This window comes from Streptomyces formicae, from assembly GCF_002556545.1.
Lineage (GTDB): Bacteria > Actinomycetota > Actinomycetes > Streptomycetales > Streptomycetaceae > Streptomyces > Streptomyces formicae_A.
The window spans coordinates 1,307,982-1,334,964 of the sequence record NZ_CP022685.1; the positions used below are offsets into that span (position 1 = coordinate 1,307,982).

General features: G+C 70.5%; 24 protein-coding genes. 10 read left to right on the forward strand and 14 right to left on the reverse strand.

The window, feature by feature from the left end:
- Window positions 1–2: 2 nt before the first annotated feature.
- Window positions 3–1,316, reverse strand: coding sequence for a 3-phosphoshikimate 1-carboxyvinyltransferase (gene aroA, locus KY5_RS05260; RefSeq protein ID WP_234362618.1), 1,314 nt, complete (start codon window positions 1,314–1,316; stop codon window positions 3–5).
- A 487-nt stretch (window positions 1,317–1,803) separates the two neighbouring features.
- On the opposite strand from aroA, the gene KY5_RS05265 reads away from it, so the two are divergent.
- Window positions 1,804–2,850, forward strand: a complete 1,047-nt coding sequence (locus KY5_RS05265; protein WP_098241104.1) for an NAD(P)-dependent alcohol dehydrogenase — start codon at window positions 1,804–1,806, stop codon at window positions 2,848–2,850.
- Between the two features lie 91 nt (window positions 2,851–2,941).
- On the opposite strand, the gene KY5_RS05270 is transcribed toward KY5_RS05265, so the two are convergent.
- Both KY5_RS05270 and KY5_RS05275 read right to left on the reverse strand, forming a co-directional pair.
- Window positions 2,942–3,565, reverse strand: coding sequence for a TetR/AcrR family transcriptional regulator (locus tag KY5_RS05270; protein ID WP_098241105.1), 624 nt, complete (start codon window positions 3,563–3,565; stop codon window positions 2,942–2,944).
- Window positions 3,566–3,718: 153 nt separating this feature from the next.
- Window positions 3,719–7,783: a type I polyketide synthase gene (locus tag KY5_RS05275; RefSeq protein WP_098241106.1), complete on the reverse strand. Its 4,065-nt coding sequence runs from the start codon at window positions 7,781–7,783 to the stop codon at window positions 3,719–3,721.
- A 302-nt stretch (window positions 7,784–8,085) separates the two neighbouring features.
- Here KY5_RS05275 and KY5_RS05280 point away from each other — a divergent pair, with 302 nt between their 5' ends.
- On the forward strand, window positions 8,086–9,087 hold the full coding sequence (locus KY5_RS05280) for a hypothetical protein (protein WP_098241107.1): 1,002 nt from the start codon (window positions 8,086–8,088) through the stop codon (window positions 9,085–9,087).
- A gap of 51 nt (window positions 9,088–9,138) precedes the next feature.
- Here the strand turns inward: KY5_RS05280 and KY5_RS05285 are convergent, their stop codons facing one another.
- The 5 genes from KY5_RS05285 to KY5_RS05305 all read right to left on the reverse strand — a co-directional run bounded on the left by KY5_RS05285 (window position 9,139) and on the right by KY5_RS05305 (window position 14,946).
- Window positions 9,139–10,779, reverse strand: a complete 1,641-nt coding sequence (locus KY5_RS05285; protein WP_098241108.1) for an FAD-dependent monooxygenase — start codon at window positions 10,777–10,779, stop codon at window positions 9,139–9,141.
- Between the two features lie 857 nt (window positions 10,780–11,636).
- The gene (locus KY5_RS41705) at window positions 11,637–11,813 is read right to left on the reverse strand and encodes a hypothetical protein (RefSeq protein WP_159072494.1); all 177 of its coding nucleotides are present in this window, start codon (window positions 11,811–11,813) and stop codon (window positions 11,637–11,639) included.
- 251 nt (window positions 11,814–12,064) lie between these two features.
- Entirely contained in the window at window positions 12,065–12,598 is a 534-nt protein-coding gene (locus tag KY5_RS05295; RefSeq protein ID WP_098241109.1) for an HAD domain-containing protein, read from the reverse strand.
- 92 nt (window positions 12,599–12,690) lie between these two features.
- Window positions 12,691–13,323 (reverse strand): DUF4352 domain-containing protein, encoded by a 633-nt coding sequence (locus KY5_RS05300; RefSeq protein WP_098241110.1) that lies wholly within the window; start codon window positions 13,321–13,323, stop codon window positions 12,691–12,693.
- 165 nt (window positions 13,324–13,488) lie between these two features.
- Window positions 13,489–14,946, reverse strand: coding sequence for an MFS transporter (locus KY5_RS05305; protein ID WP_098241111.1), 1,458 nt, complete (start codon window positions 14,944–14,946; stop codon window positions 13,489–13,491).
- A 164-nt stretch (window positions 14,947–15,110) separates the two neighbouring features.
- On the opposite strand from KY5_RS05305, the gene KY5_RS05310 reads away from it, so the two are divergent.
- The 5 genes from KY5_RS05310 (at window position 15,111) to lnt (ending at window position 18,988) form a co-directional block, all read left to right on the forward strand.
- Window positions 15,111–15,566 (forward strand): MarR family winged helix-turn-helix transcriptional regulator, encoded by a 456-nt coding sequence (locus KY5_RS05310; RefSeq protein ID WP_098241112.1) that lies wholly within the window; start codon window positions 15,111–15,113, stop codon window positions 15,564–15,566.
- A gap of 316 nt (window positions 15,567–15,882) precedes the next feature.
- On the forward strand, window positions 15,883–16,062 hold the full coding sequence (locus KY5_RS05320; protein WP_098241114.1) for a hypothetical protein: 180 nt from the start codon (window positions 15,883–15,885) through the stop codon (window positions 16,060–16,062).
- A complete protein-coding gene (locus KY5_RS05325; RefSeq protein ID WP_098241115.1) occupies window positions 16,063–16,566 on the forward strand; it encodes an NUDIX hydrolase in 504 nt (167 codons plus the stop codon).
- A 75-nt stretch (window positions 16,567–16,641) separates the two neighbouring features.
- Entirely contained in the window at window positions 16,642–17,160 is a 519-nt protein-coding gene (locus KY5_RS05330; RefSeq protein WP_098241116.1) for a nuclear transport factor 2 family protein, read from the forward strand.
- Window positions 17,161–17,338: 178 nt separating this feature from the next.
- The gene (lnt, locus tag KY5_RS05335) at window positions 17,339–18,988 is read left to right on the forward strand and encodes an apolipoprotein N-acyltransferase (RefSeq protein ID WP_418952742.1); all 1,650 of its coding nucleotides are present in this window, start codon (window positions 17,339–17,341) and stop codon (window positions 18,986–18,988) included.
- Here the strand turns inward: lnt and KY5_RS05340 are convergent.
- Together KY5_RS05340 and KY5_RS05345 are read right to left on the reverse strand one after the other, a co-directional pair.
- Window positions 18,912–19,817: a Gfo/Idh/MocA family protein gene (locus tag KY5_RS05340; RefSeq protein ID WP_098241117.1), complete on the reverse strand. Its 906-nt coding sequence runs from the start codon at window positions 19,815–19,817 to the stop codon at window positions 18,912–18,914. The genes lnt and KY5_RS05340 overlap by 77 nt on opposite strands.
- A gap of 34 nt (window positions 19,818–19,851) precedes the next feature.
- Window positions 19,852–21,093, reverse strand: a complete 1,242-nt coding sequence (locus KY5_RS05345; RefSeq protein ID WP_098241118.1) for an FAD-dependent monooxygenase — start codon at window positions 21,091–21,093, stop codon at window positions 19,852–19,854.
- Window positions 21,094–21,233: 140 nt separating this feature from the next.
- Between KY5_RS05345 and KY5_RS05350 the strand changes: the two genes are divergently transcribed.
- The gene (locus tag KY5_RS05350) at window positions 21,234–21,827 is read left to right on the forward strand and encodes a TetR/AcrR family transcriptional regulator (RefSeq protein WP_098241119.1); all 594 of its coding nucleotides are present in this window, start codon (window positions 21,234–21,236) and stop codon (window positions 21,825–21,827) included.
- Window positions 21,828–21,941: 114 nt separating this feature from the next.
- The gene (locus tag KY5_RS05355; RefSeq protein ID WP_098241120.1) at window positions 21,942–22,433 is read left to right on the forward strand and encodes a hypothetical protein; all 492 of its coding nucleotides are present in this window, start codon (window positions 21,942–21,944) and stop codon (window positions 22,431–22,433) included.
- A 31-nt stretch (window positions 22,434–22,464) separates the two neighbouring features.
- On the opposite strand, the gene KY5_RS05360 is transcribed toward KY5_RS05355, so the two are convergent.
- Both KY5_RS05360 and KY5_RS05365 read right to left on the reverse strand, forming a co-directional pair.
- A complete protein-coding gene (locus tag KY5_RS05360; protein WP_098241121.1) occupies window positions 22,465–22,953 on the reverse strand; it encodes a tetratricopeptide repeat protein in 489 nt (162 codons plus the stop codon).
- Window positions 22,954–23,041: 88 nt separating this feature from the next.
- The gene (locus KY5_RS05365) at window positions 23,042–24,007 is read right to left on the reverse strand and encodes a helix-turn-helix transcriptional regulator (RefSeq protein WP_098247070.1); all 966 of its coding nucleotides are present in this window, start codon (window positions 24,005–24,007) and stop codon (window positions 23,042–23,044) included.
- A gap of 101 nt (window positions 24,008–24,108) precedes the next feature.
- Here KY5_RS05365 and KY5_RS05370 point away from each other — a divergent pair, with 101 nt between their 5' ends.
- On the forward strand, window positions 24,109–24,519 hold the full coding sequence (locus tag KY5_RS05370) for a DUF3224 domain-containing protein (protein ID WP_098241122.1): 411 nt from the start codon (window positions 24,109–24,111) through the stop codon (window positions 24,517–24,519).
- Window positions 24,520–24,521: 2 nt separating this feature from the next.
- On the opposite strand, the gene ung is transcribed toward KY5_RS05370, so the two are convergent.
- A complete protein-coding gene (gene ung / locus KY5_RS05375) occupies window positions 24,522–25,205 on the reverse strand; it encodes a uracil-DNA glycosylase (protein WP_098241123.1) in 684 nt (227 codons plus the stop codon).
- 118 nt (window positions 25,206–25,323) lie between these two features.
- Window positions 25,324–26,907: an ABC transporter substrate-binding protein gene (locus KY5_RS05380; RefSeq protein ID WP_098241124.1), complete on the reverse strand. Its 1,584-nt coding sequence runs from the start codon at window positions 26,905–26,907 to the stop codon at window positions 25,324–25,326.
- Window positions 26,908–26,983 lie beyond the last annotated feature (76 nt).

A 26,983-nucleotide genomic window follows, 5' to 3' on the forward strand; every position in this document is an offset into this window, starting at 1 on the left:
GCTCAACGGTTCTCCTTCGCCATGCCGACCGTGTTCGTCACGTCGGCCGTGTTCGTCATGTCGGTCGTGCCGACGGGAAGTTCGTACCGGGAGAACAGCCGTCGCATCTCGTTGTGGAATCCGGGAAACGTCTTGGCGACACAGGCGGGGTCGTCCAGGGTGATCGTTCCGGGGGCCACGAGCCCGAGGACGGAGAACGCCATCGCGATCCGGTGGTCCCGGCGGCAGTTGACGCGGGCGGGACGGAGCGGGCCCGGGTGAATAGTGATCCTGTCGGCGCCTTCCCGGGTCTGGACTCCGATCGCCGCGAGGTTGGCCGCGACGGCCGCTATCCGATCGGATTCCTTCAGCCGCGCGTGGCCGATCCCCCGGATGGTGATGGGGGCGTCCACGAGTGGGGCGATGGCGGCGAGGGTCATGAAGGTGTCCGAGATCTCGCCCATGTCGACGGTGAATCCGCCGCGGAGCGTTCCGTTCCCCGTCACGGTGGTCGCGGTCTTCCCCACCTGCACGCGGGCACCGGCCTTCGCCAGGACCTCGACGAACCGCAGGTCACCCTGCGCGCTGTCGGTGCCGAGGCCCGGAACCGTCACGGTCTGCCCGGTCCCGGCCGCCGCTGCGAAGAAGTACGAGGCGGTGGACGCGTCCGGTTCGATCGCCACGTCGGCGGCGGCGTACGCACCGGGTTCCACGGCGAAGTCACCGTCGTCCCGCTCCTGGACCCGTGCGCCGAAGCGGCGCATGAGGGACAGCGTCATGTCGATGTAGGGGCGGCTGACCAGCCGCGCTCCCCGCAGCGTGAGTCCACGCCGCATCAGGGGCGCCGCCATCAGCAGACCGCTGAGGTACTGGCTACTCATGGACGAGTCCACGGTCACCTCGCCGCCGTCCAGGCCGTCGGCGTCGATCACCAGGGGCAGGCCGCCGCCCACACCCGCGGTTGCCCGCGCGCCGATCCTCAACAGCGCGTCGACCAGAGGCTTTTGCGGGCGCGCCCGCAGCTGTGCGGAGCCGTCGAAGAGGAAGGCGCCCTGCCCGGTGGCGGCGAAGGGAGGAAGGAACCGCCCCGCGGTCCCCGCATCGGCGCACCAGACCCTGGCAGGGCCGACCGGGCCCCTGCCGATTCCGGTCACGTCCCAGACCTCGTCCAGTGGGCTGCTCTCCCATCGGGCCCCCATGCCCGCCACCGCCGCCCGGAACGCGATGGTGTCGTCACTGACGAGCGGGGCCAGGAGGCGGCTGACACCGGTGGCGGCAGCGGCGAGCAGGAGTGTTCTGTTGGTCAGGCTCTTCGAACCAGGTATGCGGGGGACCAACTCTGAGGAACGTGCCGTATCAAAGGACGGCCGGTCTGCTTCGGTCCGCTCGGAGCGTAATTTGGCATCCATCAAGTAATCCTTCCCTAGGCGGATTTCCAAAGAAGGGGGCGTTCCCTGAACGCGCCGTCGCGACACTAGTCTGGACCGTCCTGGCGTGCGGAGATGTGCAGCAAGCTGCATCACAACTTGCTGCACGATGCGGTGATGGCGGGCCGCTCGACCGGAAGGGCAAGCTGATTTCCGTGGTTGCCATGTGACTGCTCGACTGGGTCGTTCCGGTGGAGGACGACACCGCCGCCTTTTCATCCGAACAATTCGCCGAGAACGCCGAGAACGCCGACCGACGCGTCGACTCGATTCGGCTTGACTTGACTCGATTCGACTTTGATTCGACTCGATTCGGTTCGACTCGATTCGGACGAATTGAGGAACGACGCAGCGGCGGTCCGCCCGTCCTCTCCGAGCCAAGGGAAACCGGATCACCATGCCCAGCACCCTCGCGTTGTCGCTGCCCGCCAAGGGAGCAGCGTTCACACCGACCACCATCGAGCGGCGCCCACTGCGCGACGACGACGTCCGCATCGACATCAGCTTCTGCGGAATCTGCCACACCGATCTGCACTTCGGCCACGACGACTGGGGCGGCACGCTCTTCCCCTTCGTGCCCGGACACGAGATCACCGGAGTGGTCTCGGAAGTCGGCGACGCCGTCACCGCGTTCGGGGTGGGTGACCGGGTCGGCGTGGGCTGCATGGTCAACTCCTGCGGGCGGTGCGCGCCTTGCACGGCAGGCGAGGAGCAGTACTGCACCGAGGGCTTCGTCAAGACGTACTCGGCCCGTGACCACGACGGGACGGTGACCCTCGGCGGTTACAGCCAGTCCATCGTCGTCGCCGAACGCTTCGTCCTGCGCATCCCCGATGAACTCGAACTTGCCGGTGCGGCCCCCCTGTTGTGCGCGGGCGTCACCGTCTACTCGCCGCTGCGCCGGTGGGGGGCGGGTCCCGGCAAGAAGGTCGGCGTGCTCGGCATGGGCGGTCTCGGGCATCTCGGTGTGAAGATCGCCGCGGCCATGGGTGCCGAGGTCACGCTCCTCGGCCGGTCGCCGGAGAAGAGGGACGACGCGCTGGGCTTCGGTGCCGCACGGTTCGTGGACACCCGCGACAGCGCGGAACTCGCCGCGCTCGCCGGCCACTTCGACCTGATCGTCAACACCGTGCCCGCCCTCCTCGACGTGGACACGTATCTGGGCCTGCTAGACCTCGGGGGCACCCTCGTCAATGTGGGCGCACCGGGCGACCCGGTCGCCTCGTACAACGTCTTCTCGCTCCTGAGCGCCCGCCGCAGCATCGCGGGGTCATCCATCGGCGGCATACGCGAGACCCAGGACATGCTCGACTTCTGCACGAAGCACAAGATCACATCGGAGATCGAGATGATCCCCGCCGACCGGGTCCCCGAGGCCTGGGAGAACCTGTCCGGCGTCCGATACCGCTATGTCATCGACATCGCCACGCTCGGCGCGCCCTGACGCCCCGTAACTGACGACGGCGGGGAGGCGTGAGCCCTGGGCGCACGCCTCTCGCGCCACGGCTGCCAGGCCCCGATCCACCGGACGGCCCCTAGTGCGTCGCCGTCGTGGTCATGCCCTTGAGGAGGAGCCGCAGGATCTGCTGCAGCTCGTCGGCCAGCGGTTCGATCTTGTCCGAAGGATCGTGGGCCCATCGGTACAGGGCTCCGAGGTAGACGTCGCGCAGCACGTTGCCGACACCGATCGGCGACATGCCCGGGCTCAGCTCGCCCTCGCGCACCCCGCTCTCGACGATCTTGGCGAACACCTCCGCGACGTGCGGCTCCTCAAGGATCGGCCGGCCCGCCTTCACCCATGCGGTGAGCATGGCGGCGGTGAGCCGCGGATCCTCCTGGTTGATGCGGACGAGGACCGCCATGCACTCCTCGAGTTGGGCGACCGAACCGGGGGTGAACACGTTGCTCGCGTCGAGGCCCGTCACGAGTGCGGCACGCCTCCTGTCTCCCCAGGCGCCGATGATGTCTTCCTTGCGCTGGAAGTAGTTGAAGAAAGTTCCACGCGCCACGTCGGCCCGCTCGGCGATCTCGTCGATGGAGGTGTGGTCGTACCCCTTCTCCACGATGAGCTTGACTGCCGCCGAGTACAGCCGTTCCCGGACTCGTTGCTTATTGCGTTCCCGGCGGCTGACCGGCGGCGTTGCCGCACTCGCGTCCATTGAGTGCCTCCTGTGTGTGGTGAGCTCGCGAGGCCTGAGTGATGTGAGCCGACGGCAAGGGGCCACCCGGATCCAGTCGACCTGTCGGGGGCAGTGGGGCGCGCTGGCCACTGTTAATCTATCGCACATTTTTATACTGGAGTGCAAGTTTCCTTACGACTCCTGCCCGCGCATCTGGCCGAAACGCGGTGAAGCGCCGTGCGGGGCAAGGCTCTTGGCCAGACTCGCGATACTCTCCGCACCCAGGAGCCGCCCGGCGGTGACCTCGAAGCCAAGGCTGCGGCGCAGACGCTGCCGGAGCTGGGAGGCCATGAGGGAGTCGAGCCCGAGCTCCCGCAGCGACCGCCGCTCGTCGATGTCCGAAGCCGCCATGCCCAGCAGGGCCGCGGAGTGCTCGAGAAGCGCCTCGGCGGCACTTCCAGGGCCGGGAGGCAAAGCCGCGACCTCCTTAACGGATGGCGCAGGGGCGGCAGTTCGCGCCGCCGCCGGCTCCCGCTCCAGGTCCCGCTCTCGGTCCCGGTCCCGGTCGGCAGGCGGTAAGACGACCGAGCGCAGGAGGCCGGTGAGCAAGCCGCCGCCGAAGGGGCCCGTGACCTTCTTGGCCAGGCCCGCGACCGACGCCGCGCACTGCCCGGTGAGGGCCGATACGAGCGCGGGCACGTGCGCCAGGGGCCTGCCCGCCCGGGACGACGGCCGTGCGAGGCGCCGCAGGTGGATTCCGGAGAACCGCGCGAGGACCCGACGGTCCGGTGCGATCAGGAGGACGTCGGCCCGCAGCGAGGCTCCACCGCCCTCGGTCCGCACGTCGATCAGGCTCCAGAATTCCGGTTCCAGTTCCGCGAAGAACCGGACCGAATCGATGGACACGGGGACGTACGCGAAGCCGTCGTCACCCGACACGGCTCCCGGCCTGGCCGCGAGGAGCGGCTGCAGGCCCGCCTCCCAGTCGGCGCGGGACAGGGGCCGCGGCAGCCGGACGCGGGCCACGGCCGCGCCGTCGCGCCGCCACAGGTGCTCCACGGCCCGGAACGGCTCTTGGGAGTCGCGGCCGTGGCGCTGCGCGAGTCCCTGGAGGTCCTGTGCCCCCAGGTACTCCCCGCAGCCTGCGAGCGCGGCGTCGAGAGCCTCCGAAGCCAGCGGCTCCGCGTCGTCGGCGTCCGCCCCGACGACCCGTCCCCAGGCGCAGAAGACGGGGTCGGGTACACCCTGAAGCGCGGCCTGCGCCGTGACGGTGCGGGCCGCTCCGGCTTCTGCTCCGTGCCCGTCCAGGGTCACCCGCAGGGTCGTACCGCCGGCCTCTTCGAGAGGCACGGGCGCGTCACCCAGCTTCACGTCCCGCAGCTCGAACGCCGCGGCGCGGTCGGCCTCTTGCGCGGTTTCGAGCATCGCTGCGAGATAGACGACGGGCGGCACGGGCGCGCCTGTGTGGTGGGCCGCGCCGTCGCGCCCTTCGGCGGTCCCGCTCCAGGACGCGAGGTCGAACTGCCGGACCCGGGGGACGGCCGTCCCGTGCGTGGCCACGGAGTCGGCCGACGCACGCCGGAACTGCGCCACGTCCCACGCGTAGGTGGGCAACGACGGCACGTGCCGCGGGTCTCCGCCGTACCACCGCCGCCAGTCCACCCGCCCGCCCAGGGCGAAGATCCGTCCGGCGGCCCTGGCCAATTCGGTGGGTTCGTCCTGCCCCGCGTGCAGTGAGGCCACCGCGACATCGCCATGGTCGCCTTGGTCGCCTTGGTCGCCGCCCAGCGTGTCGTTCATGGGGGCGACGAGGACCGGATGCGGGCTGATTTCGAGGAAGACGCTCTCTGCGGCGCAACCCACTTCTCGTACGGTGTCGGCGAACTGCACGGGGCGGCGCAGGTTGTCCACCCAGTAGGCGGCCGTCAGCTCCGGACCCTTGACCTCGCAGCCGTGCACGGTGGAGATCATGCCGCTCGCGCCGGGAACCGGGGAGAGCCCGGCCAGTTCCTGTAGCAGGTCGTCGCGCAGGGAGTCCATCTGCGGCGAGTGGGACGCCACGTTCACCTTCACCGAACGGCACAGGACGTCGCGCTCCTCCAGTTCCGCCCGCAGGCGCGCGAGGGCTACGGGATCACCCGCGAGCACGGTGGTGGTGGGTGAGTTCTCGGCCGCCACGCACACCGCCCCCTCGTAGGCCGCGGTGTACTGCCGGGCCCGGGCGGCCGGGAGTTCGACGACGAGCATGGCGCCGCGACCCGCCCCGCGCTGCATCAGCCGACTGCGTCGGCAGATCACCGCGGCCGCGTCGCCGAGTGACAAGGCGCCGAAGACATGGGCCGCCGCGACCTCACCCATGCTGTGTCCGATGCACAGATCCGGTGTCAGGCCGCGTTCGCGCCAGGCGGCGGCGAGCGCCACCTGCACCGCCCACAGGACGGGCTGAACGATGCTCACGTCCTCCGGGAAGCCCGCGTCGGAGGCCAGCCGTTCCAGAACCGACCAGCCGAGTTCCTTGGAGACGGCCCGGTCGCACGCGTCGAGTGCCGTACGGAAGGCGGGCGATGAGCGGTACAGGGACCGGGTCATGCCCGCCCACTGCGACCCCTGCCCGGAGAAGGTGAACACCAGGCGCTTGTCGCCCGACAGGCCCGCCTCCCCCGTTCCGCCGTCGGCGATCGTCTCGCCCGCGGCGAGGGCGTACAGCCGCCGCGACAGCGACGCGTGATCGTGGCCCACGACCCACAGCCGGTGCGGGTGGGCGTCGCGCCGGGTGACCGCGGCGGCGCAGATGCCGGCGATGCGGTGCTGGCGCCCTGGCCCGGAGGGGCCCAGGTAGTCCGCGTACTTCCGGGCCAGGCGACGGAGGGATCCGGAGGTGCGCGCGCTGAGCACCAGCAGACAGGGCCCGTCCTCGGTGGCGGGGTGGGGGATGCCGGGCGCGGGTTCGGGGACGTGGGCGCCGACGACCAGTTGGGCGTTCGTGCCGGAAAGACCGAAGGAGCTGACGCCGAGCAGGGCGCGGGCACCCGCCGGTTGCAAGGGCTGTTGGCGCGTCACCACGCGTACCGGGAAGTCGTCCTGGGCCAGCAGGGGGTGCGCCTCGTCGAGATGCAGCGACGCCGGTACGACTCCGTGGCGCAGCATGAGGACCGCCTTGATCAGCCCGGCCATGCCCGCTGTGGCCTCGGTGTGACCGATGTTGGTCTTGACCGATCCGGTGAGGAGCGGCCTGTCCGCCCCTCGGCCCGGGCCGACCGCCTCGGCGAGCGCCTGGAGCTCCACCCCGTCACCGACACGCGTTCCGGTGCCGTGCGCCTCGACGTAGTCGAGTTCCGATGGCTCGATACCGGCGCTGCGACATGCCTCGCGCACCATGGCGGCCTGGCCCTCTACCGAAGGGTGGAGCAGGAGTCCGCTCGCCGCGCCGTCGTTCGTGGTCGCGCTGCCGAGCAGTACCGCATGGACGGGGTCGCCGTCCCGGAGCGCGTCGTCAAGTCGCTTGAGCACCACCGCGCCCACGCCTTCGCTGCGCACGAACCCGTCCGCGCGGGCGTCACCGAACTTGATGCGGCCTCCGGGAGAGAGCATGTCCCCCTGGGAGTAGGCGACGGCGTCGTGCGGAGACAGGATCACGTTGACGCCCGCGGCGATGCACAGATCGCTCTCGCCGGTGAGCAGACTCTGGCGCGCGGCGTGCACGGCGACCAGCGACGAGGAGCAGGCGGTGTCCAGGACGACGCTCGGCCCGCGCAGGTCGAGTGCGTAGGAGACGCGTCCGGCCGTGACGGCGCGCAGTCGGCTGCCCACCAGGCCGCGGACATCGGGGTCTTGGGGGCGAGGGTCGGTCTCCGCGTACTCCGCCGTCGCCTGCCCGACAAACACGCCGCCGCGGCTGCCCGCGAGCCGGGAGGGGCGTATCCCCGCCGACTCCAGGGCTTCCCACACCACGTGCAGCAGCAGCCGCTGCTGCGGGTCCATGGCGCGTGCCTCCACGGGCGAGATGCCGAAGAACGCCGCGTCGAAGCCGAAGGGGTCGACGAGGAAGCCGCCGTGCCGGGACACGGTCCGGCCGCGGGTCATGGGGGTGGAGTCGTAGCGGTCGCCCACGTCGAAGCGGTCGGTGGGTACCGGCGTCACGGTGTCGGTCTGCGCCTCGAGCACGTCCCACAGCTCATCGACACTCTCGATCCCCGGCAACCGGCACCCCATGCCGACTATCGCGACGGGGGGTACGTCCGACGGTTCTGTACGCATGCACGACTCCAAGCTTCACGGCACGGGCAGCGCTACAGATGATCGCCAAAAACAGCGGTTCAAAAATACACTCGGGACCATTTTTCACCTATGTTTCGTCGGCTCTTGACGAAACCTTGGACCCAGGCGGAGAAAAGTGAACCCTTTGGCTACCTACGCCCCTTATGCACATTGACGGAAACTTGAACCGGCGTCAAAAAATTGTACTTGCGTCTATCTATAGCTCCGTGTTTATTCTTGGGACGTAGTCATGCCGGAGAGGTAGGGGGAAGATTGTGGATATCGCCCAGATCGTTCCGCTGATGGGTGATGAGGACCTGGCGGCCTATCAGTTCCTCGTCACGACCGGCGGATCCACCCTCGAGAGACTGGCGAGGAGTCTGGGCTGGGGCCCGGCACAGACGGAGCGCGTGCTGTTCAGGCTCAGAAGGATGAAGCTGGCGCGGTCCAGGGTGGAGGGCCGCGACGACTGGATCGCCGTCCATCCGGAAACCGTCAAGCGCCAGTACGCCAAGCCCCTCTCGGGCGTCATCGACGCGTGGCAGGCGCAGTTGGACGGACTCCGCGAACAGCTCAACACGCTCTCCGGACTGCGCGCCGACGGCATGGAGGGCGGCGGCCCCAGTCCCGTGGTCACCATCGAGGGCGCGTCCGACATCCGTGACGCGATCGAGGACCGCGCGGCACGCTGCGCCGAAGAGGTGTTCGCCGTACAGCCCCTGGGGCGGGGAACCTCGGCGCTCGCCCAGATCGTGCTCTCCCCGGACAGCGGGCCCCTCGCATCGGCGATCACCGTCCGGGTGCTGCTCCCGCACCAGTCCCGTTACGACGCGGAGGTACGCGACTGCGCCGAACGAATATCGGCGTCCGGAGGCGAGGTACGGACCACCGCAGCGTCCCTGCCCGCGCTGATCGCCTTCGACCGCTCGGTCGTGTTCCTCCTTGACGGCGATGAAGCGGGCAAGGCGCACATGGTGCGGCACGAAGCCTTAGTCGAGTTCATCCTGCACACGGTGGTGAGCGCCTGGGCGAGCAGCGCGGTCTTTCAGGGAACGGGCGGCAACAACAGGATCCCGGAGTGGCTGACGCAGGAGACGAAGACCGCGATCGTCCAACTGCTCGCCGCCGGTTACAAGGACGAAGTGGTGGCAAGGCGCCTGGGCATCGGCGTGCGGACGTGCCGGAAGTACATCGCCGAGATGTTCGGGGACCTGGGGGCGCAGAGCCGGTTCCAGGCCGGTTGGATCATTCGCGACCACATGGGCGTGTCCGGTCCCGAGAGGCCCGTGGCGAACACGGCGTGACCCGCGGCGTTGCCGCATCCGGAGGTGATCACGGGTGCGGCAACGCTCGGCTCAGCGGGTGAGGACCGCGGTGAGGGCCGTCGTGAGCTCACCCTCCGGGTCGACAGAGGACCGCTTGCCGCGCCACGCCACGACGGCGTCGGGGCGGATCAGCGTGGCGCCGGTCGGTTCGACCCCGTAGCGGCCGCACCAGGTGCCGTCGCCGTCGGTGAGGCGATCGCCGAGCCGGTACGCGGCCAGGGTGACGCCGAGTCGGCGGGCGACCTCTTCGGCGGCGGTGACCCACTCCGGGGCTTCGTACCCTGCCAGGAGCACGAAACCGCGGCCGAACAGGTCGTGGGTGGAGAACGTGCGCGGGCCGTCGGTGAGGACGACGTGCGGGGCCCGTCCCCCGGGTCGCCCTGTGGGGTGCCACGGATCCTCCTGGAGGCTGCCGTCGTCGTCGGCCTCGGTGCGGACCGCGGCGGAGTGGCACCGGAAGCCGAGGAACTCCTTGGCCATGGGGATGGGGGCGTTGGGGTCGGCCGGGTTGTAGCTGGCGGGCACCCGGCCCTCGGAGATCTTCGCCAGTTCGACCTCTCGCTTGAGGGTGATGTCGATGAGGGGGCGCCGCTCGGTCTCGTACGTGTCGAGCAGGCCGGCCCCGGCCTGCCCGGTGAGGACGAGGGCGAGCCGCCAGGACAGGTCGTAGGCGTCCTGGATGGCGAGGTTGCCGCCCTGGCCCCCGTTGGGCGGGCAGGCATGCGCGGAGTCACCGGCCAGGAAGACGCGGCCCTCGCGGAACCGTTCGGCCATTTTGTGGTTGATGGCGAAGAAGCGGGCGTTGACGAAGGTGACGTCGATCTCGGCGTCGCCGATGGCGTGGCGGATGCGCTCCAGGCAGCGGGCCTCGGTGAAGTCCTCCGGCGTCTCGCCCCGTTCGGGAAAGTAGTCGACCCACAGGGTGTGCCGCTCGGAGCCGTCCAGAATGAAGCTGGATCCGCTGCCCGGCATTCCGATGACCTCGACCGCGCCCTTCGCCACGTAGCGCGTCAGATCGGCCTCGAACGTGAGGATGTACATGTGGCCGATGACGCCGCTGCCCTCGACAGGGATGCCGAGCATCTCCCGGACCGGGCTCATGTTCCCGTCGGCCGCCACCATGTAGTCCGCCTCGACCACCCGTTCACGGCCGGTGGACACGTCGCGCAGCGTCGCGGTGACCTTCTCGTCGTCCTGGACGAAGGAGACCAGCTCGGTGCCGAGGCACACCTGGGCGCCGGCCTCTTCGGCGCTCGTACGGAGAATCTCTTCGACCTGGGCCTGCGACACCCACGCCAGCGGCGGCACCGACGAGAGTTCCTGCGGGTCGGGCTGCCCGTCCAGCGGGTCGAGGTAGCGCCGCCCAGGATCGGCTATGGACGTGCCGTGGCTGATCTGGGGCCACTGCGCTTCCCCGAGGGCGGTGCGGAGTCGCTGCGCCACGCCGGGCAGCGTGTTGAGCAGTTCCTGGGAACGTGTGTTGAGCCCCCATGCCTTCGGCAGCGTGGAAGCACTCGGCCGGCGTTCCACCAGCAGAGGGCGCACACCGCGTGCGGCAAGGCTCAAAGCGGTGGTGAGCCCGGTGTAGGCGCCTCCGACGATGAGTACGGGAACTCGCGGGACTGACATGACATCTGCCTCCGTTGCTGCTGTGTTCAGAGCTGGGCTCATTCGCCAGAATTCCGCTCTCCGCCCGAAGAGTTCGGATGGTTAATTCGCGCATCATTTGACTTTCACGCGGCGTGGCTACGCGACCAGCTTGACGATTCACCGGGCCCCCTGCCAGCTCCGGACAGTGCAGCTAGTTGTCAGGCACGTTCCTGCACGACGGTTCGATCCCGTCCGCCTCAGTGACTTGCCCACCACGCGGGATTTCGCGCCATTCGGTCATTCGAGCAGGTCTACAACTCCTTATCCCGCCAGAGAACTTCCGCTGAATCCAGTTCCATGCGATTCGGCGCAGCTCGTCACGCCTCACCCGCCCACGCGTCGGCTCCGAAAGTGCCTTTCACGTCTGAGGCGACGGAGGCGGCGTCGACGGTGACGTGGAGGGCGTAGACGGTTGTCTTGCGTGCGCCGCGCACGCTGAGGCGGACGGGGTTGTCGCCGGGGTGATCCGTGAGAATCGCTTCAGTTCTTTGACGGACTGTTCGGTGATGCGGTGGAAGGGGAGTTGAGCCGTACGGGAGGTTTCCCTCCGTGTTCGGCACGGGACACGTCGAGGACCGCGAGTTCCCTGCCGAAGAGGTTCACGGTTCCGTCCGGAGAGCTGGACGTCCCCGTGGGTCCTTCCCGAACCGAGCAGCTCGGCGATCAAACAGTCCCTGGCACCGGAGAGGACGTGCTCGGCTCCGTCGAGAGGCAGCCAGACATCATGCCGCCATGGAGCCGGAGATGAATCGCAAACTGTTCAGGATCAGAGCTCAGCAGCCGTGCGCAGTCAACTGTTCGCCGGAGTCCTAGGTAGAAGGCCCGCCGTGGGCGGCGCCCCAAGGCGGGGCGCCGCACTCGTGGTGGTCGGTGCGTGATCAGCGACGCGTCGCGGCGCCTACGAGGGCCGCAGACGCGGCGATCCAGTCGGGGCTCAATCCGGCGTGCGCGAGCACGATCACGGTGACGATCACCGCGATCACGACGACATGCCACTCCCGCGCGCCGTGTGCACGGCCGTCATCGGGGGCATTCACACACTGAGGTACGGTCACGTACTTCTCCTTCCAGGGTTGCCTGGTGGATGAGGCCCTCGGTGCAGGCTGGTTGGGAAGCCGGAAATCCTGCGCCGGGGGCTTCGGCTTTGTTGCCGTGGTGTGTTCATACCCCTGGGGTTGTCGAGTGGCACCCCTGCCAGCCATGACCTGACCCACGGCGCCGATGCACAGGGGGCGCACGGAACCACGGTGTCCACGTTGTGGACGCTCTCGTGTGCAGGGCATCGCTTCGCTCCTCACCCCTCGCTTCACGCGGGGCCACTCACCCGAAGCCACGCATCGAGCATCGCGAAGTCCCCGTCCCTGAGCCCGAGTCCGGGGTCGACGCGATGGAGCAGGCTCCGGCTCGGGTGATGCGCTGCCGTCCAAGCCCGGTCGGTGTCGGTGATCTCGTCGTCGACCCAGGCGAAGGGGCGTCCTGCCGCCCAGGCCAGGAGGGGGCGGGTCTTCCAGTGAAGGCCGCGGGGGTGCTCGTCCTCGGTGGAGGGGTCCGGCCAGGTCACTACGGGCAGCTGCGGCAGGCCCAGCCACGGCGCCACGCATTCGTTCGCCTCGGACATCCACGTCGTGGCCCACACGAGCGTGCACGGCAGCGCGAGCAGGCGGTCGCCGAGCGCCGGGTCCAGTCGCGTGATGAGCGGGTTGGCGTCGACCGCCCGGAGAGCGGCGCGGCCCGTCCCGTACGTCGGATATCCGTCGGGGAGTTGTTCCCGCGTCGCCCCGAAGGGGATCAAGGGGCCGTCGACGTCGAGGAACAGGAGAGGCAGCGCGTTTCCGGTCATGACGGCACGCTAGCGGGGTCTTGAGGGCTCGTACGTTGCGGGCACACATGGTGGGGATCCGGCCCAGCCCGCCGGATCCCCTCCGCCGAGCGCTACTTCAGCCTCCACTCCCCCGTCTTGTCCGAGAACCCCGAGTCCATCGCGAACTGGACCACGTCCGCCTTGGACGCCTTGGGGAGTTCGAAGGTGATCCAGCCGAGCGCCTTCGCGCCGGGGCGGAGCTTGACGTCGGACGACATCGACGGGCCCGCCGTGATGTCCGCGAACGTGGTCTGGAACTGCTGGCCCTGGGAGTCCGCGAGCTGCGCGCCGTTCTGCGGGCTGTCGGCGTACGCCTTCGTGCCGGTGTTGACGAGCTGGAACTGGACGGCCAGCCAGCGCTTGCCGGACTCGGGGGCGGTGAACTCGTCGCTGGACTTGGCGTTGTCGACCACCTTCACGGCCGTGACGTCGAGCTTGCTGCCCTTGTCCATCCCCGTGAGCTCGATGGTGTCGCCGACCTTCGCCACCTCGTCCTTCTTGGCGTCCTTGGCGTCCGCCTCCTGGGCGTCCGCGTCCGTCGCAGGCTGCTCGTCCGTCTTCTTCTCGTCGGCCGAGGCGTGCGCCTTCGGCTTGGTGCTCACTTCGTCGTCGCCGCCCACGCAGGCGGTGAGGCCGGTGAGCGCGCCGAGCGCGAGGACGGCGGCGGCGACATTTCTGACACGGATGGTACGAGCGGTGCGCATGTTCTCCCCCAGGGATGAATGAATACACGTGGAGGACTCGTGAAGGTCCCGTGGGGTTGTACGGGAGACGGCTGGAAATCTGCCCCTGGTTCACCCCTGAGTCACCCCTGGGTCACCCCTCGTTCCCGACCCGCACCGACTCGAACCGACCCGAACCGGCAAACCTCAGGCCCGAGCCCTGGCCTCCTCCCCGGCCCCGCGCCCCACCCCGTCACCCTCCCCAGCACCAGCCCGTACGGCCGGAATCATCGCGGCCACCGCCGCCGCGACCAGCGCGACGCCGCAGCCGATCAACAGGCCCACGCGGAAGCCGGTCTCGGAGGGCAGCACATGGCCGCCCATCGTGATGGTGAGCTGCGCGAGGACCACACCGGCCACCGCGGCGGAGAACGAGGTGCCCAGCGAGCGCATCAGGGTGTTGAAGCTGTTCGCCGCCGCGGTCTCGGACCGGGGCACCGCGCTCATGATGAGCGCGGGCATCGCCCCGTACGCCAGGCCCACCCCGCTGTTGGCGACCAGGGACACGACGAGCAGGCCCCAGGTGGAGCCCATCAGCGGCATCGCGAGCCCGTACCCGAGCGAGATCACCAGGGCGCCGGTGACCAGCGTGAACTTGGGGCCCCGCGCGACGGTCAGCTTTCCGCCGATCGGCGACACCACCATCATCGTCAGACCCGCGGGGGCCATCCACATGCCCATGGCGAACATCGACTGCCCGAGCCCATAACCAGTGGCCTCAGGCAACTGCAACAGCTGAGGAAGGATCAGCGCCTGCGCGTACATGCCGAATCCGACGAGGACCGAGGCGACGTTGGTCAGCAGGACCCGGGGGCGGGCCGTGGTGCGCAGGTCCACCAGCGGGTCGCGGGAGCGCAGTTCCCACCAGCCCCAGGCCAGCAGCACGAGCACCGAGGCGCCGAGCAGGCCGAGCGTGGTGCCCGAACTCCAGCCCCAGTCGGCACCCTTGGAGACGCCGAGGAGCAGACAGACGAGCCCGACGCCGAGACCGAAGGCGCCGACGAAGTCGAAGCGCTGCCCCTGGGCGCCCGCGGGGGTGGCGGGCACCAGGAACCAGATCATCGCGCCGATCAGCAGCGCGAGGGCGGCCGCGCCCCAGAAGAGCACCCGCCAGCTCGCGTACTCGGCGATGCCCGCCGATACCGGCAGACCGAGACCGCCGCCGATGCCCATCGACGCACTGACCAGCGCGATGGACGAGCTGAGCTTCTCCGGCGGGACCACGTCGCGCAGCAGGCTGATGCCGAGCGGCACCACCCCCATGCCCATGCCCTGGAGCCCGCGTCCCACGATCATCGGGCCGACGGAGGAGGTGAGGGCGCAGACGACCGAGCCGATCAGCAGCGGCACGCACGACACCAGGAGCATCCGGCGCTTGCCGTAGAGGTCGCCGAGCCGACCGCTGACCGGAGTGAAGACGGCCGCCGAGAGCAGCGTCGCGGTGATCACCCAGGACGCGTTGGACGCACTGGTGTCCAGGATCCTCGGCAGCTCGCCGATGAGCGGGGTCACCAGGGTCTGCATGACCGCGGCGACGGTGCCGGCCAGCGCGAGCGTGGCGACGACGCCGCGCGGGCTGCTGGACGTCGGCTTGGGGCCGTCCATGACGGGGCTCCTCTACGGGTTCGACTGCGCGCGCCTACGGGCGCAATGGATGTGCATCGTACACACTTCATGCATCAGGCATATTGAATGGCCCATGCACGCCGTGTGGTAGAGATGGCCGGGACCGACAACGGGGACGAACAGGACGGCGGAGGAAGAAGCACATGGGCAGGGCCACGCACCGGGTCGAGTACGAGCAGATGCTGCTCGGCCGCTACCTGCACCTGCACAAGTCGAAGGGGCGACGGGCCGACAGCACCCTGGACCGCAGCGCGTACATCCTGCTCAGCCGCATCCGCATGCAGGGCCCGATGACCATCGGCCAGCTCGGCGACGCCTTCGGCCTCGACACCTCCACGCTCAACCGGCAGACCGCCGCCGCCGTCAGGGGCGGACTCATCGAGCGCATCCCGGACCCGGACGGCGGCATGGCCCGCAAGTTCCGCATCACCGCCGAGGGCGAGCGGCGCCTGGACGCGGAACGCGAAGGGATCACCCGCAGCCTGGACCGCATCATGGCCGAGTGGGGCGACGAGGACATCGAGGCGTTCGCCGGTTACCTCAAGCGCTTCAACACGGACATCGAACGCATCGAAGGGCGGCCGTGGCCACGTCCGTGACCCCGACCGCCCTCACGCGCGTCCGCGCTCTCCTCACAACCTGAAGTTCACGACTCCGGACTCAGGACTGCGGGCGGCTGCCGTGATTGGCCGCGTGCTTGCGGCGGGCCTTCTTCTTCCTGCGTCGCTTCGAGGACATCGCGCCACCTTTTGCGTCGTTCGTTCCGACTTGGCCGCTTCCTACCGTTCCATAACGGTCTGCGGACGGCGACCCGACGTCGGCCATCGCGTCATCGACCGACACGACGATCACTTGGCGCAGGTGTGCGGTAGCTGACAGTTCCGATTGTCGTAGCCATCCCCTAGGGTTGACTCCATGCCCTTAACCCCACCACCCCATGGTTCCGCGCGGTCGTCCGGCGAACTGAACGAGCGGATCCGCGGCCTGTGGCTGCGCGCAGGCGGCCGCCTCTCCGCCGAACAGCGCCGGGAGTACGAGCAGTTGGTGACCGAATGGGCCACCGCTGTCCGCGAGGAGATCGTGAAAGCCGCCTAGATGAGGCCGTTCGGCATCGACCGCGACGTCGAGGTGCCCGTGCCCGCCGAGGGTGAGACCTGGGCCGTCGGCGCGGTGATCCTCAACGACCGGGGCGAGGCGTTCGCCCGGAAGCGCGGGCCCGACCGTCTCCTCTTCCCCGACTGCTGGGACGTCGTGGGCGGCCGTGTCGAACCGGGCGAGGGCCTCCTCGACGCCTTGGCGCGCGAGATCGAGGAGGAGACGGGGTGGCAGCTGCGGCGCGTGCGGCGGTTCCTGGGGATCGCCGTCCGCCAGGGCGACGACGGCGACGGCGTGCGGCACGAGGCCGACTACGTCGTCGAGGTCACCGGCGATCTGGCCCACCCGGCCATCGAGTGGTCCCGGCACAGTACGTACGCCTGGTTCGGCCCCGCGGAACTCCCCCTGCTCAAGGAGAACCGCGCACCCGGCGAGTGCCTGGTCCACGACCTGATCAGCCGTGCGCTCCCCCGCCACGGCACAGGACACGGCCCGTCGGCCTAGGCCGACGCGACTCCGGCACGTCTTGCCCCTTGCACACCCCTTGGCTCCCCACCTCCCGTACCCAACACTGAGCCGATGACGCAGCGCGTGGAACTCGCCGCAGTAATGGACCGGTTGGCCATCGACGCCCTCATCACCGAGTACGCCGTGACCGTCGACGACGGCGATTGGGACGCCTACCGTCGGCTCTTCTCCCCCGGCGGGCGCGCCGACTACCGCTCCGCGGGAGGGATCGAAGGCGCGGCCGACGACGTCGCCACCTGGATGACCGAGACGCTGCGGATGTTCTCGATGCGCCAGCATCTGATCGTGAACAGGAGGCTGGAGTTCGGGACGCTGGAACAGGACGTCGGGGACACGGCACGCGTGCGTGCCGACTATGTGAACCCCATGGCGTTCGTGACGGACGGGGCGGACGGGGCGGACGCGGACGGGAAGGACGGGAAGGAACGGGCGGCGAAGGGGACTCCCGAGCCGGACTTCGTCTGCGGCGGCCGCTACTCCTTCGGACTGCTCCGTACTCACAGCGGCTGGCGGCTCCGCGAGGTCGTCGTCGCGGAGAAGTGGCGCAGGATCACGCAGCATGCGGGCTAGGCCCGCGCGTCCGGCCTCCGAGCCAGGCCCGCACCTCCAGCCTCCGCCCCGGTCGGCACGCGTCCGCCGCGCCCCCGTCACACCCCTCGGACCACGGTGAACGCCCACTGTCGTAGATCGTCCGGGGCGCGCACACTGGAACGTACGACCGGGCGTCGGGGACCGAGGGAGGCGCTGCATGGATCTGATCGGCGACGGCCGATGGGGGCGGGCCGGGCGGCGCGCCCGGCAGATGCTCGCCTCGCGCTGGTGGCGCGGCGGCGCGGCCGTCCTCGCCGGGGCGCTGCCCGCGCTGGCGTTCCCCGCCCCTTCGCTGTGGTGGTTCGCGTACGTCGCCCTCGTGCCCTGGATCCTGCTGGCCCGGTCGGCTCCGACCGGGCGCCGCGCCGCGCTCGACGGCTGGCTCGGCGGCCTCGGTTTCATGGTCGCCGTCCACCACTGGCTGCTCCCCAGCCTGCATGTCTTCACGGTCGTCATCGCCGCGCTGCTCGGCCTGTTGTGGGCGCCGTGGGGCTGGCTGGTGCGGCGGCTGTTCGGCGAAGCGCCGCCGCCCGGACGTGCCGCGGTCGCGCTCCTGGCGCTGCCTTCGGCCTGGCTGATGGTCGAACTGGTCAGGTCCTGGGAGGGGTTGGGCGGCCCCTGGGGGCTGCTCGGGTCGAGCCAGTGGCAGGTCGCGCCCGCGCTGCGGCTCGCATCCGTGGGCGGGGTGTGGCTGGTCAGCGCCCTGGTCGTGGTGGTGAACACGGCGGTCGCGCTGCTCGTGCTCGCCCTGACCGCGCGGGGCCCTGCGCCCCGAGCCGCCGTCCCCGCCGTACGAAACCCCACCGCTCCGGCCGTCGCCGGCATCGTCGCCGTCGCCGCCGTGACCACCGCCGCCTGGGCCTGGGCGCCCCGTCCGGAACCGGCGGGCGGCGTCCGCGTCGCCGTCGTGCAGCCCGGTGTCATCGACGGCATCGCGGGCCCGGAGAAGCGTCTGGCCCGCGAGGAGGCGCTGACCCGCACCTTGGCGGGCCGGGACGTCGACCTCGTCGTATGGGGCGAGAGCAGCGTCGGATTCGACCTCGCCGACCGGCCCGACGTCGCACGCCGGATCGCCGCGCTCTCCCGCGAGGTCGGCGCGGACATCCTGGTGAACGTCGACGCGCGCCGCTCCGACAGGCCCGGCATCTTCAAGAGCTCGGTCCTGGTGGGACCGCAGGGCCCGACCGGCGACCGCTACGACAAGATGCGTCTGGTCCCCTTCGGCGAGTACATACCCGCCCGCGGCCTGCTCGGCTGGGCGACGTCGGTCGGCAAGGCCGCGGGGGAGGATCGCAGGCGCGGCGACCGGCAGGTGGTCATGGACGCGGGGCACGGCCTGTGGGTCGGCCCGCTGGTCTGCTTCGAGTCGGCGTTCCCCGACATGAGCCGCCAACTCACCCGCGACGGCGCGCGGCTGCTGCTCGCCCAGTCCGCGACCTCGTCGTTCCAGCACAGCTGGGCCCCGCAGCAGCACGCCTCGCTCGCCGCGGTGCGCGCGGCCGAGACGGGCCGCCCCATGGTGCACGCGACGCTCACCGGTGTCTCCGCGGTCTACGGCCCCGACGGTTCACGCGTCGGTGCGCCGCTCGGCACGTCGGCCAGCGCCACCGCGGTGTACGAGGTGCCGCTGGCCACGGGCGTGACGGCGTACGTGAGGTGGGGCGACTGGCCCGTACACGCCGCGCTGGTCCTCCTCGCGCTGCTGTGCGTCGCCGAGGGTGCGCGGACGCTCAGGCGGCCTGTTCCTGCGCCGCACGCACCACCCGCTCGCACAGCTCATGGGTCGCCAGTGCGTCACGGGCGCTGAGCACCTTGCCCGCCTGCACGGCGTCGAGGAAGGCGAGCACCACCTGCTCGATGCCGCGCTGGCGGGCGACCGGCACCCAGTCGCCGCGCCGCCGCACCGTCGGCTGGCCCTTGTGGTCGATGACCTCGGCGAGGTTGAGCACCTGTCGCTTGGTGTCCTGCCCGGAGACCTCGAGGACCTCCTCGGTCGAACCGCTCAGGCGGTTCATCACGCCGAGCGCCGTGAAGCCGTCGCCGGCGAGCTGCAGCACCACGTGCTCCATCAGCCCGTCCTGGATCCGGGCGCGCACCCCGACGTGGTCGATGGCGCCGGGCGCGAGGAAGCGCAGCGTGTCCACGACGTGGATGAAGTCGTCGAGGACGAGCGTGCGCGGGTCCTCGGGAAGGCCGACGCGGTTCTTCTGCATCACGATCAGCTCGCGCGGGTGCTCGGCGCACTGGGCGTAGCCGGGCGCGAAGCGGCGGTTGAAGCCGACGGCGAGGCTGACGTCGCGCTCCTCCGCGAGCCGGACGAGCCGCTCGGAGTCGGCGAGTTCGTACGCGATGGGCTTGTCCACGTACGTCGGCACGCCCGCTTCGAGCAGCCGCGTCACGATCTCCGGGTGCACGGCGGTCGGCGCGTGCACGAAGGCCGCGTCGAGGTCCTGGGCGAGCAGCGCGTCCAGGTCGGTGTGGAGCCGCTCCTCCGGGACGTGGTGCACGCCCGCGACCCGGGCGAGGGTGGCGGGCGTACGCGTCTGCAGGTGCAGTTCGACCCCCGGCTGGGTGGTGAGGACGGGCAGGTACGCCTTCTGCGCGATGTCACCAAGTCCGATGCAGCCGACCTTCACCACTGTCTCCCTACTACCGCCGTGCCACCGCGGGTTACCGCTGTGCTGACTCGCGCTCCGCCGCCCGCGCGGTGCGCGCGGGCCCTCCGGTCGCCGTTCCCGCAGCATACGGGGCCTGCGGAGGACGCCAGTCGGCGATGGAGGCGAAAGAGCGCAGGATGAGGTTCGGGCCGAGCCGCGACGCCGTCGCGACCAGGGTGTCGCGTACGGCGACGAGCGGGGCGCTCGTCGGGTGCGTGACCCGCGACGCGCGCGCCGCCCGCCGGACGATCTCGGTGGTGCGCGGGACGCGCGCCGCGCTGTGGGCGGCGAGGCCCGCGAAGAGGTCGGTGCCCGCCGCCGCGTGGTGGGCCAGGACGACCCCGTCCTCGATGGCCTGGTTGCCGCCCTGCCCGAGGCTCGGCGTCATGGCGTGCGCGGCGTCGCCGACCAGGACGGCGCGGCCGCGGTGGTGCTCGGCGAGCGGCGTGGCGAGATGGCGGACGTCGTTGCGCAGGATGTCCTCGGGCCGCGCGGCGGCGACGAGCTCGGGGATCGGGTCGTGCCAGTCGGCGAAGCGGCGCGCCAGTTCGGCCTGCTCGCCGTCGGGCGCCGCGCCGCCCTCGGGCACGCGGGCCGTGGCGTACACGTACACCCTGCCGTCCTTCAGCGGCTGCGTGCCCCAGACCCCGCCCCGCCCCCAGGTCTCGTGCGGGGCGACGGGATCACCCGGTGCGGGGATCACGAAGCGCCAGGCGGTGAACCCGGCGTAGACGGGCCGGGGGTGGCCGGGGAAGAGGACGTCGCGCACGGCCGAGTTGATGCCGTCCGCGCCGACGACGAGGTCCGCCTCGACGTCACCGTCCTCGGTGGCGACGACGGCCGGGCGGTCCGCGTCGCCGGGATCCGTGAGGCGGGCGCTCGTCCCGGTGCGCAGCGCGCCCTCGGGCAGCTCGGCGACGAGCAGGTCGACGAGGGTCGCGCGGTGCAGCATCACCAGGCTTCCGCCGTACGCCCCTTCGGCCTCGGCGGCACTCGTGCGCACCAGCCAACGGCCGTTCTGCGCGCGCATGCCGCCGACTCCCTGCCAGGCGGCGAGCGACCGGACCCGGTCGCCGAGGCCGAGGACATCGAGCGCGCGCTGGGCGTTGGGCGCGAGGCCGATGCCCGCGCCGACGGGTTCCAGGGAGGCGGCGCGCTCCAGGACGGTGACGCGCCACCCCGTGCGGTGCAGGCCGATGGCGGCCGTGAGTCCGCCGATGCCGCCGCCGATGACGACCGCGTGGGGCTGCTTCATGGCTACTCCTCCGTCGTGCTTCATGGTGCTCAGCAGCGCTCAGGCGTACTCAGCAGTGCTCGGGCCGCTTTTAACTACACCTGTAGTGAGCGACAGGAGGAACGTACTACAGATGTAGTCGAGGGCGATAGGGTTCCCCCATGTCCGTACGCAGCGCGGGGGCATCCCGCACCGAACTGATCGCCGACGCGGCGCTCGCCCTCCTCGCCGAGCGCGGCATGCGCGGCCTCACGCACCGGGCCGTCGACGAGGCGGCGGGGCTTCCGCAGGGCTCCACGTCCAATCACGCGCGCACCCGGCTCGCCCTCCTGGAGACGGCGGTGCGCCGCCAGGCGGAACGCGAGGCGGTGATCCTGACGCCGACCGAGATGCCGGACCCCGTCGAGGGTCGCGCCGCCCTGACCGGCGCCCTGGCCCTGGCCCTGCACCGCTACTTGACCGGGGACTCGCGCGAACTGCTCGTATCGCGCTACGAATTGGCCCTCGAGGCGACACGCAGGCCGGAGCTCCGCGCGTACTACGACGCGGCGGGCAGGCAGTTCAGAGAGCCCCTGGAAGCGCTGCTCCGCGCGGCGGGCTCATCGGCTCCCGAACGGCACACGCTCTCCTTGGTGGCCTGGTGCGACGGCCTGATGTTCTCGTGCGTGGCGGGTTCGTTCCACGCGGCGGTCCCGACGGAGGAGGAGCTGCGGGCGGGGCTCGACGAGTTGTTGCGGGGGATGCTGGAGAGGTGAGGGGGGCCAGCGCCCGGCCCCGGCACGCGCCCCGTCACCGTCACCGTCACCCGTGCGGGGCAACCTCCCCCCGTTCGCACCCCGACCGGCCGCGCGCATCGCAGAGTTGGCCGGGTGCATCGATCGACGACCACCGCCGCGCTCCTGCTCTCCGTGGCCGTTTCGGCCACTGTCACCGGATGCGTGAGCGTCGCGCGGCCCGCCCCCACCGAACCGGCAGGGGCGACGGCGATGCCCAGCGCGGCACGGACCGACGGCAGGAGCCGTCCGCAGATCGTGCAGGCCCCCGCCAGAGAGGCGCTGGAGCGCATGGACCCGTCACCGTCCACGGAGTCCCCGGGCCCCCACACGCGCCCGACGATGAAGGCACCCCGAGCCGACGCCCCCGCCGCCGCCCCGGCCCGCGCTCCCCGCCCCGCACGTCCGGCGCCGGTCCCGGTGCGCGGGCCCGCCTCGCCCCGGCCCGACGCGGGCGCCACCCGCCCCGCTCCCGCCACCGGAGACGCCGCGCCGGGAGCGAACGCGTGCACGCTCGGCGAGACCTACGGCGGCTGGGATCCCGCCAGCCCCCAGGCGGTCATCTGCCGTGAGACATACGGTCGCTGATGACCCGTCACCGACTCCGCGAAACTGCCGGTCACTCCTCCTCGCTCCCCTCCCCCACCTCCCGCTCGAGGCGCGCGATGGCCGTCTTGATGCCGTTCCCGTACTCGTCGTCCCCCAGCGAACCGACCGCCCCGCGCGCCCGGCGCAGATGGCTGCGCGCAGCACCCGGCCGCCCGAGCTTCACGTAGTCCGCGGCCAGATTGAGGTGCAGGGAGGGGTAGAACCCGCGCACGGCGAGGGATTGGTGGTGTTGGTTCAGCCGCGTGTCGGTCAGCTCGTCCGCCGCCGACAACGCCCGCAGGTCCCACGCCAGTTCGGCCGAGGGGTCCTCCTGCGTGTCCGCCATGTAGTGCGCGAGCGTGCAGCGGTGCAGCGGGTCGCCGTCCTCGCCGATCTCCCCCCACAGGACGAGGAAGCGGCCCTGCGCCTCCTCGCGGTCCCCGCCGTGATGCAGCATGACCGCCTGCCCGATGCGCGTCATCATGGCGTCCTCCGCCGTCTGCTCCCGTTGTTCCGTCACCGCGTCCTCCGCACTCGTCCGCCCGTCGCCCACGACGCTAGCGGCAGCCACTGACAATCGCGGTCAGGCACGTTCGCGGGCGGGGCGCTCACGCGTACCGCTGGGCCAGGCCGGTGACGCACCTCGTCATTTCCTCGCGGAGTTCCGGTGGCCCGAGCACCTCGGCCTCCAGACCCAGACGGAGGATGTCGGCCACCGCGACCCGCAGTTCCTCCACGTCGAGGTCCACCTCGGCCCAGCCGTCCGCGTCGGCCTCGCCCGCCCCGGCCACGGCCCTGTCCCCCGCCGCCCCGAACAGCGCGGGCAGCAGCCGAAGACCGGCGGGAGAGACCCTGAGCCGCGCCGTGCCGCGCAGCACCCGCGCCTCCAGGCCGCGCGACGCCTCCTCCCAGTACGCCGCGAGGTCGAAGCCTTCGGGGCGCCCGGCGGACTCCTCCTCCGTCACGGTCAGTTCGAGGAACCGCGACACCCGATACGTCCGTACGACGCCGTCGGCGGACGCCACCAGGTACCAGTTGCCCGCCTTGAGGACGAGGCCCAGCGGATGCAGCACGCGCTGCGTCTCGCCGCCCCAGCGCCGGTAGTGCGCCCGCAGCAGCCGCCTGCGCCACACGGCGTCGGCGACCTGGGCAAGGAGCGGCGCGGGTTCGGCGGTGCGGAACCACGCGGTCGCGTCGAGGTGGAAGCGCTCCTGGATGCGCCGGGAGCGCTCGCCGAGGCCCGCGGGCAGCGCGGCGGCCAACTTGAGCTCAGCGGTGGCCAGTTCCGCGCCGAGTCCAAGCTCGGCCGCGGCCGTCGGCATGCCCGCGAGGGCGAGGGAGTCGGCCTCGTCGTCCGTGAGCCCGGTCAGCCGTGTGCGGTAGCCGTCGAGGAGCCGGAAACCGCCCGCAGGGCCGCGCTCCGCGTACACGGGCACCCCGGAGGCGGCGAGCGCCTCGGCGTCCCGGTAGACGGTCCTGACCGAGACCTCCAGCTCCTCGGCGAGTTCGGGCGCGCTCATGCGCCCTCGGTTCTGGAGCAGCAGGAGGAGGGCGAGAAGCCGGTCGGCACGCATCCGCCAAGTCTGCACCGGTACCTGACAGAAGGTGTCAGGTACACCCGCGAGGATCTTCTCCGGAGCGGCCCACCAGGGGCCCTCCACACCGAGAGGACACCATGCCCACACAGATCACCGGCACGTTCACCTTCGCCCACTGGGACGAGAAGCCCGTGGCCGGAGCGGACGGGGGCGCCCGCATCGCGCACGCCGCCGTCACCAACGACTACGCGGGCGGCATCGAGGCGACCGGCACCTCGTGCGAGTACACCATCGCGTACACGAGCGAGACGGTCGGCTCCTTCGTCGGCTACGAGTTCATCGACGGCACGCTCGACGGCCGCACGGGGTCGTTCGTCATCGAGCAGCGCGGCGCCTTCCGTGCCGACGGCGGCATCGACTGCGCCCTCACCGTGCTGCCGGACTCGGCGACCGGCGAGCTGAAGGGGCTCACCGGCACCGGTTCGTTCACCGCGCAGGGCGGGCAGCCCACCTCCCCGTACTCCCTCGACTACGCCCTTGAGGGCTGAGCTCAGCCGATGTCGGGGATCCGCCAGTCGATCGGCTCGTGCCCCTGCGCGGCCACCGCCGCGTCGATCTGCGTGAAGGGGTGCGAGCCGAAGAACTTCTTCGCGGAGAGCGGCGAGGGGTGCGCGCCCTTCACGACCACGTGCTTCTCCTCGTCGATGAGGGGGAGCTTCTTCTGCGCGTAGTTCCCCCAGAGCACGAAGACGGCCGGGTCGGGCCGCTCGGCCACCGCGCGGATCACCGCGTCCGTGAACTTCTCCCAGCCCTTGCCCTTGTGGGAATTGGCCTCTCCGGAGCGGACCGTGAGCACCGCGTTCAGGAGCAGGACGCCTTGCTGGGCCCACGGCATCAGATAGCCGTTGTCCGGCACGGGGTGGCCGAGCTCCTCCTTCATCTCCTTGTAGATGTTCCGCAGGGAGGGCGGGGTCTTCACACCGGGGCGCACGGAGAAGCAGAGACCGTGCCCCTGGCCCTCGCCGTGGTACGGGTCCTGGCCGAGGACCAGGACCTTCACCCGGTCGTACGGCGTCGCGTCGAGAGCGGCGAAGACCTCGTCACGCGGAGGGAAGACGGGGCCCTTCGCCCGCTCCTCCTCGACGAACTCGGTGAGCTCCTTGAAGTAGGGCTTCTGCAGCTCCTCGCCGAGGACTCCGCGCCAGGACGCGGGCAGCATGGCGATGTCGGTCACGTCAACAACCTCCGGTGTGCGGTCACTTCTCACCACAGAACCTACCGGCGCCCACTGACAATCGACCCGCTGCCCCGAACGCCCGGGCCGGTCGCACGCCGCCCACCGATCCCGGCGCCTACCAGCTGGTCTTCCGCTGCAACTCCCACATCATCATGATCGCCGAGGGATCCAGGGCCCGCTCGCCGCCCGCGATCTCCTCGCTGGACATGATGTACTGCTTGCCCTGCCACAGCGGGAGCAGCCGCACGTCGTCGACGAGGATCTCCTGGGCCCGCTCGAAGTCGCCGATCACGGCGCCGCGGTCCTCCTCCCTGCGTTCGCGCGGCAGCAGCTGATCGGTGATCTCCCGGGACGGGTAGGGCGTGTTGAGCACGTTCTCGGGGCCGACGAAGGGCGCGATGTAGTTGTCCGCGTCGGGGAAGTCGGGGAACCAGCCCCGGCCAAATACGGGGTACTCGCCCTTGCTGTAGCCCTCCTGGAACTCGGTCCAGGGGCGGTTCTTGAGCGTGATCCTGAAGAGTCCCGACGCCTCCAGCTGTCGCTTGAGTTCGGCGAACTCCTTCGCGGTCGCGGAGCCGTAGCGGTCGGACGTGTACCAGAGGGTGAGCGGGACGGGTTCGTTGATGCCCGCCTGGGTGAGGATCCGCTTGGCCTTGGCGGCACTGGGGTTCCCGTATTCGTCGAAGAACCCGGTGGCGTGGCCGGTGAGCCCCCTGGGGACCATCGAGTACAGCGGCTCGACGGTGTCCTTGTAGATGTTGTGGGCGATCGCCCCTCGGTCGATGACCTGGGCGAAGGCGCGCCGCACGGGCAGCTTCCTGATCCACGGGTCCTTGGTGTTGAACACCAGGTAGCGGATCTCGGTGCCCGCGCCCTCCACCAGCTCGATGTCCTGCTCGCGCCGCCCCCTGCCCTGCATGGTGACGATGTCCTGCGAGTCGAGGCCGCGGAACGTCACGTCGATCTGCTTCGCCTTGAGGGCGTCGACCATCGCGGACGACTTCTTGAAGTAGCGGATGGTGACGGCGACGTTCTTGATGTCGGCCGCGCCCTTGTAGCGGTCGTTCTTGAGCAGCTCGGCCTTCTCGTTGCGCGCGTACGCCTGGAGCGTGTACGGACCGGAGCCGGTGATCTCGTTGCCCTCGCGAAGACGGTCCGCCGGATACTCCTGCGGATCGACGATCGACATGGCCGGGGTGGCGAGCACGAACGGGAAGGTGGCGTCCGGCTTCTTGAGCCGGAAGATGACGGTCCGCTTCCCCTTGGTCTCGACCTTGTCGAGCGAGCCGAGCAGTCCCATGGGACCGCCCTTGACGATCTTCTTCTCGTCGAGGGTGCGCATGCGGTCGAAGGAGTACTTCACAGCCGCCGCGTCCAGCTCGTCGCCGTCGGAGAACCGCAGTCCCTCGCGGAGTTCGCAGGTGAAGACCGTACTGGAGGAGTCCTTGAACCCACAGGACTCGGCCGCGTCCGGCTCGGGCTCGGTGGCCCCCGAGGGGAAACTGAGGAGGGTTTGAAAAACGTTTCTGTAGAGCTCCCAGGAGCTGTCCCACGCCTTCGCGGGGTCGAGCGTGCTGGGCGCGCTCATCGTGCCGACAGTGATCCGCTCCTCCTCGTCGGACCCCTCGGAGGACAGCACCCCGCAGCCCGCCAGCAGGGATATCGACACGAGCGCCGCCACCTGGCGCCGACCCCTCATCCTCTTCGCACGGGGAATTTCACTGAACACGCGCACGCTCCTCGGTCGGCCATGTCAGGGGGGGGTCGGGAGACAA

Coding starts and splice junctions, on each gene's coding strand:
- KY5_RS05325 (WP_098241115.1), top strand. CDS start 16,063: ATGAGGCCGTTCGGCATCGACCGCGACGTCGAGGTGCCCGTGCCCGCC.
- KY5_RS05295 (WP_098241109.1), bottom strand. CDS start 12,598: ATGACCGGAAACGCGCTGCCTCTCCTGTTCCTCGACGTCGACGGCCCC.
- KY5_RS05300 (WP_098241110.1), bottom strand. CDS start 13,323: ATGCGCACCGCTCGTACCATCCGTGTCAGAAATGTCGCCGCCGCCGTC.
- KY5_RS05270 (WP_098241105.1), bottom strand. CDS start 3,565: ATGGACGCGAGTGCGGCAACGCCGCCGGTCAGCCGCCGGGAACGCAAT.
- KY5_RS05380 (WP_098241124.1), bottom strand. CDS start 26,907: ATGAGGGGTCGGCGCCAGGTGGCGGCGCTCGTGTCGATATCCCTGCTG.
- KY5_RS05305 (WP_098241111.1), bottom strand. CDS start 14,946: ATGGACGGCCCCAAGCCGACGTCCAGCAGCCCGCGCGGCGTCGTCGCC.
- KY5_RS05275 (WP_098241106.1), bottom strand. CDS start 7,783: ATGCGTACAGAACCGTCGGACGTACCCCCCGTCGCGATAGTCGGCATG.
- lnt (WP_418952742.1), top strand. CDS start 17,339: ATGGATCTGATCGGCGACGGCCGATGGGGGCGGGCCGGGCGGCGCGCC.
- KY5_RS05350 (WP_098241119.1), top strand. CDS start 21,234: ATGTCCGTACGCAGCGCGGGGGCATCCCGCACCGAACTGATCGCCGAC.
- KY5_RS05370 (WP_098241122.1), top strand. CDS start 24,109: ATGCCCACACAGATCACCGGCACGTTCACCTTCGCCCACTGGGACGAG.
- KY5_RS05280 (WP_098241107.1), top strand. CDS start 8,086: ATGGGTGATGAGGACCTGGCGGCCTATCAGTTCCTCGTCACGACCGGC.
- KY5_RS05285 (WP_098241108.1), bottom strand. CDS start 10,779: ATGAGCCCAGCTCTGAACACAGCAGCAACGGAGGCAGATGTCATGTCA.
- KY5_RS05265 (WP_098241104.1), top strand. CDS start 1,804: ATGCCCAGCACCCTCGCGTTGTCGCTGCCCGCCAAGGGAGCAGCGTTC.
- KY5_RS05345 (WP_098241118.1), bottom strand. CDS start 21,093: ATGAAGCAGCCCCACGCGGTCGTCATCGGCGGCGGCATCGGCGGACTC.
- KY5_RS05310 (WP_098241112.1), top strand. CDS start 15,111: ATGGGCAGGGCCACGCACCGGGTCGAGTACGAGCAGATGCTGCTCGGC.
- KY5_RS05330 (WP_098241116.1), top strand. CDS start 16,642: ATGACGCAGCGCGTGGAACTCGCCGCAGTAATGGACCGGTTGGCCATC.
- KY5_RS05365 (WP_098247070.1), bottom strand. CDS start 24,007: ATGCGTGCCGACCGGCTTCTCGCCCTCCTCCTGCTGCTCCAGAACCGA.
- KY5_RS05320 (WP_098241114.1), top strand. CDS start 15,883: ATGCCCTTAACCCCACCACCCCATGGTTCCGCGCGGTCGTCCGGCGAA.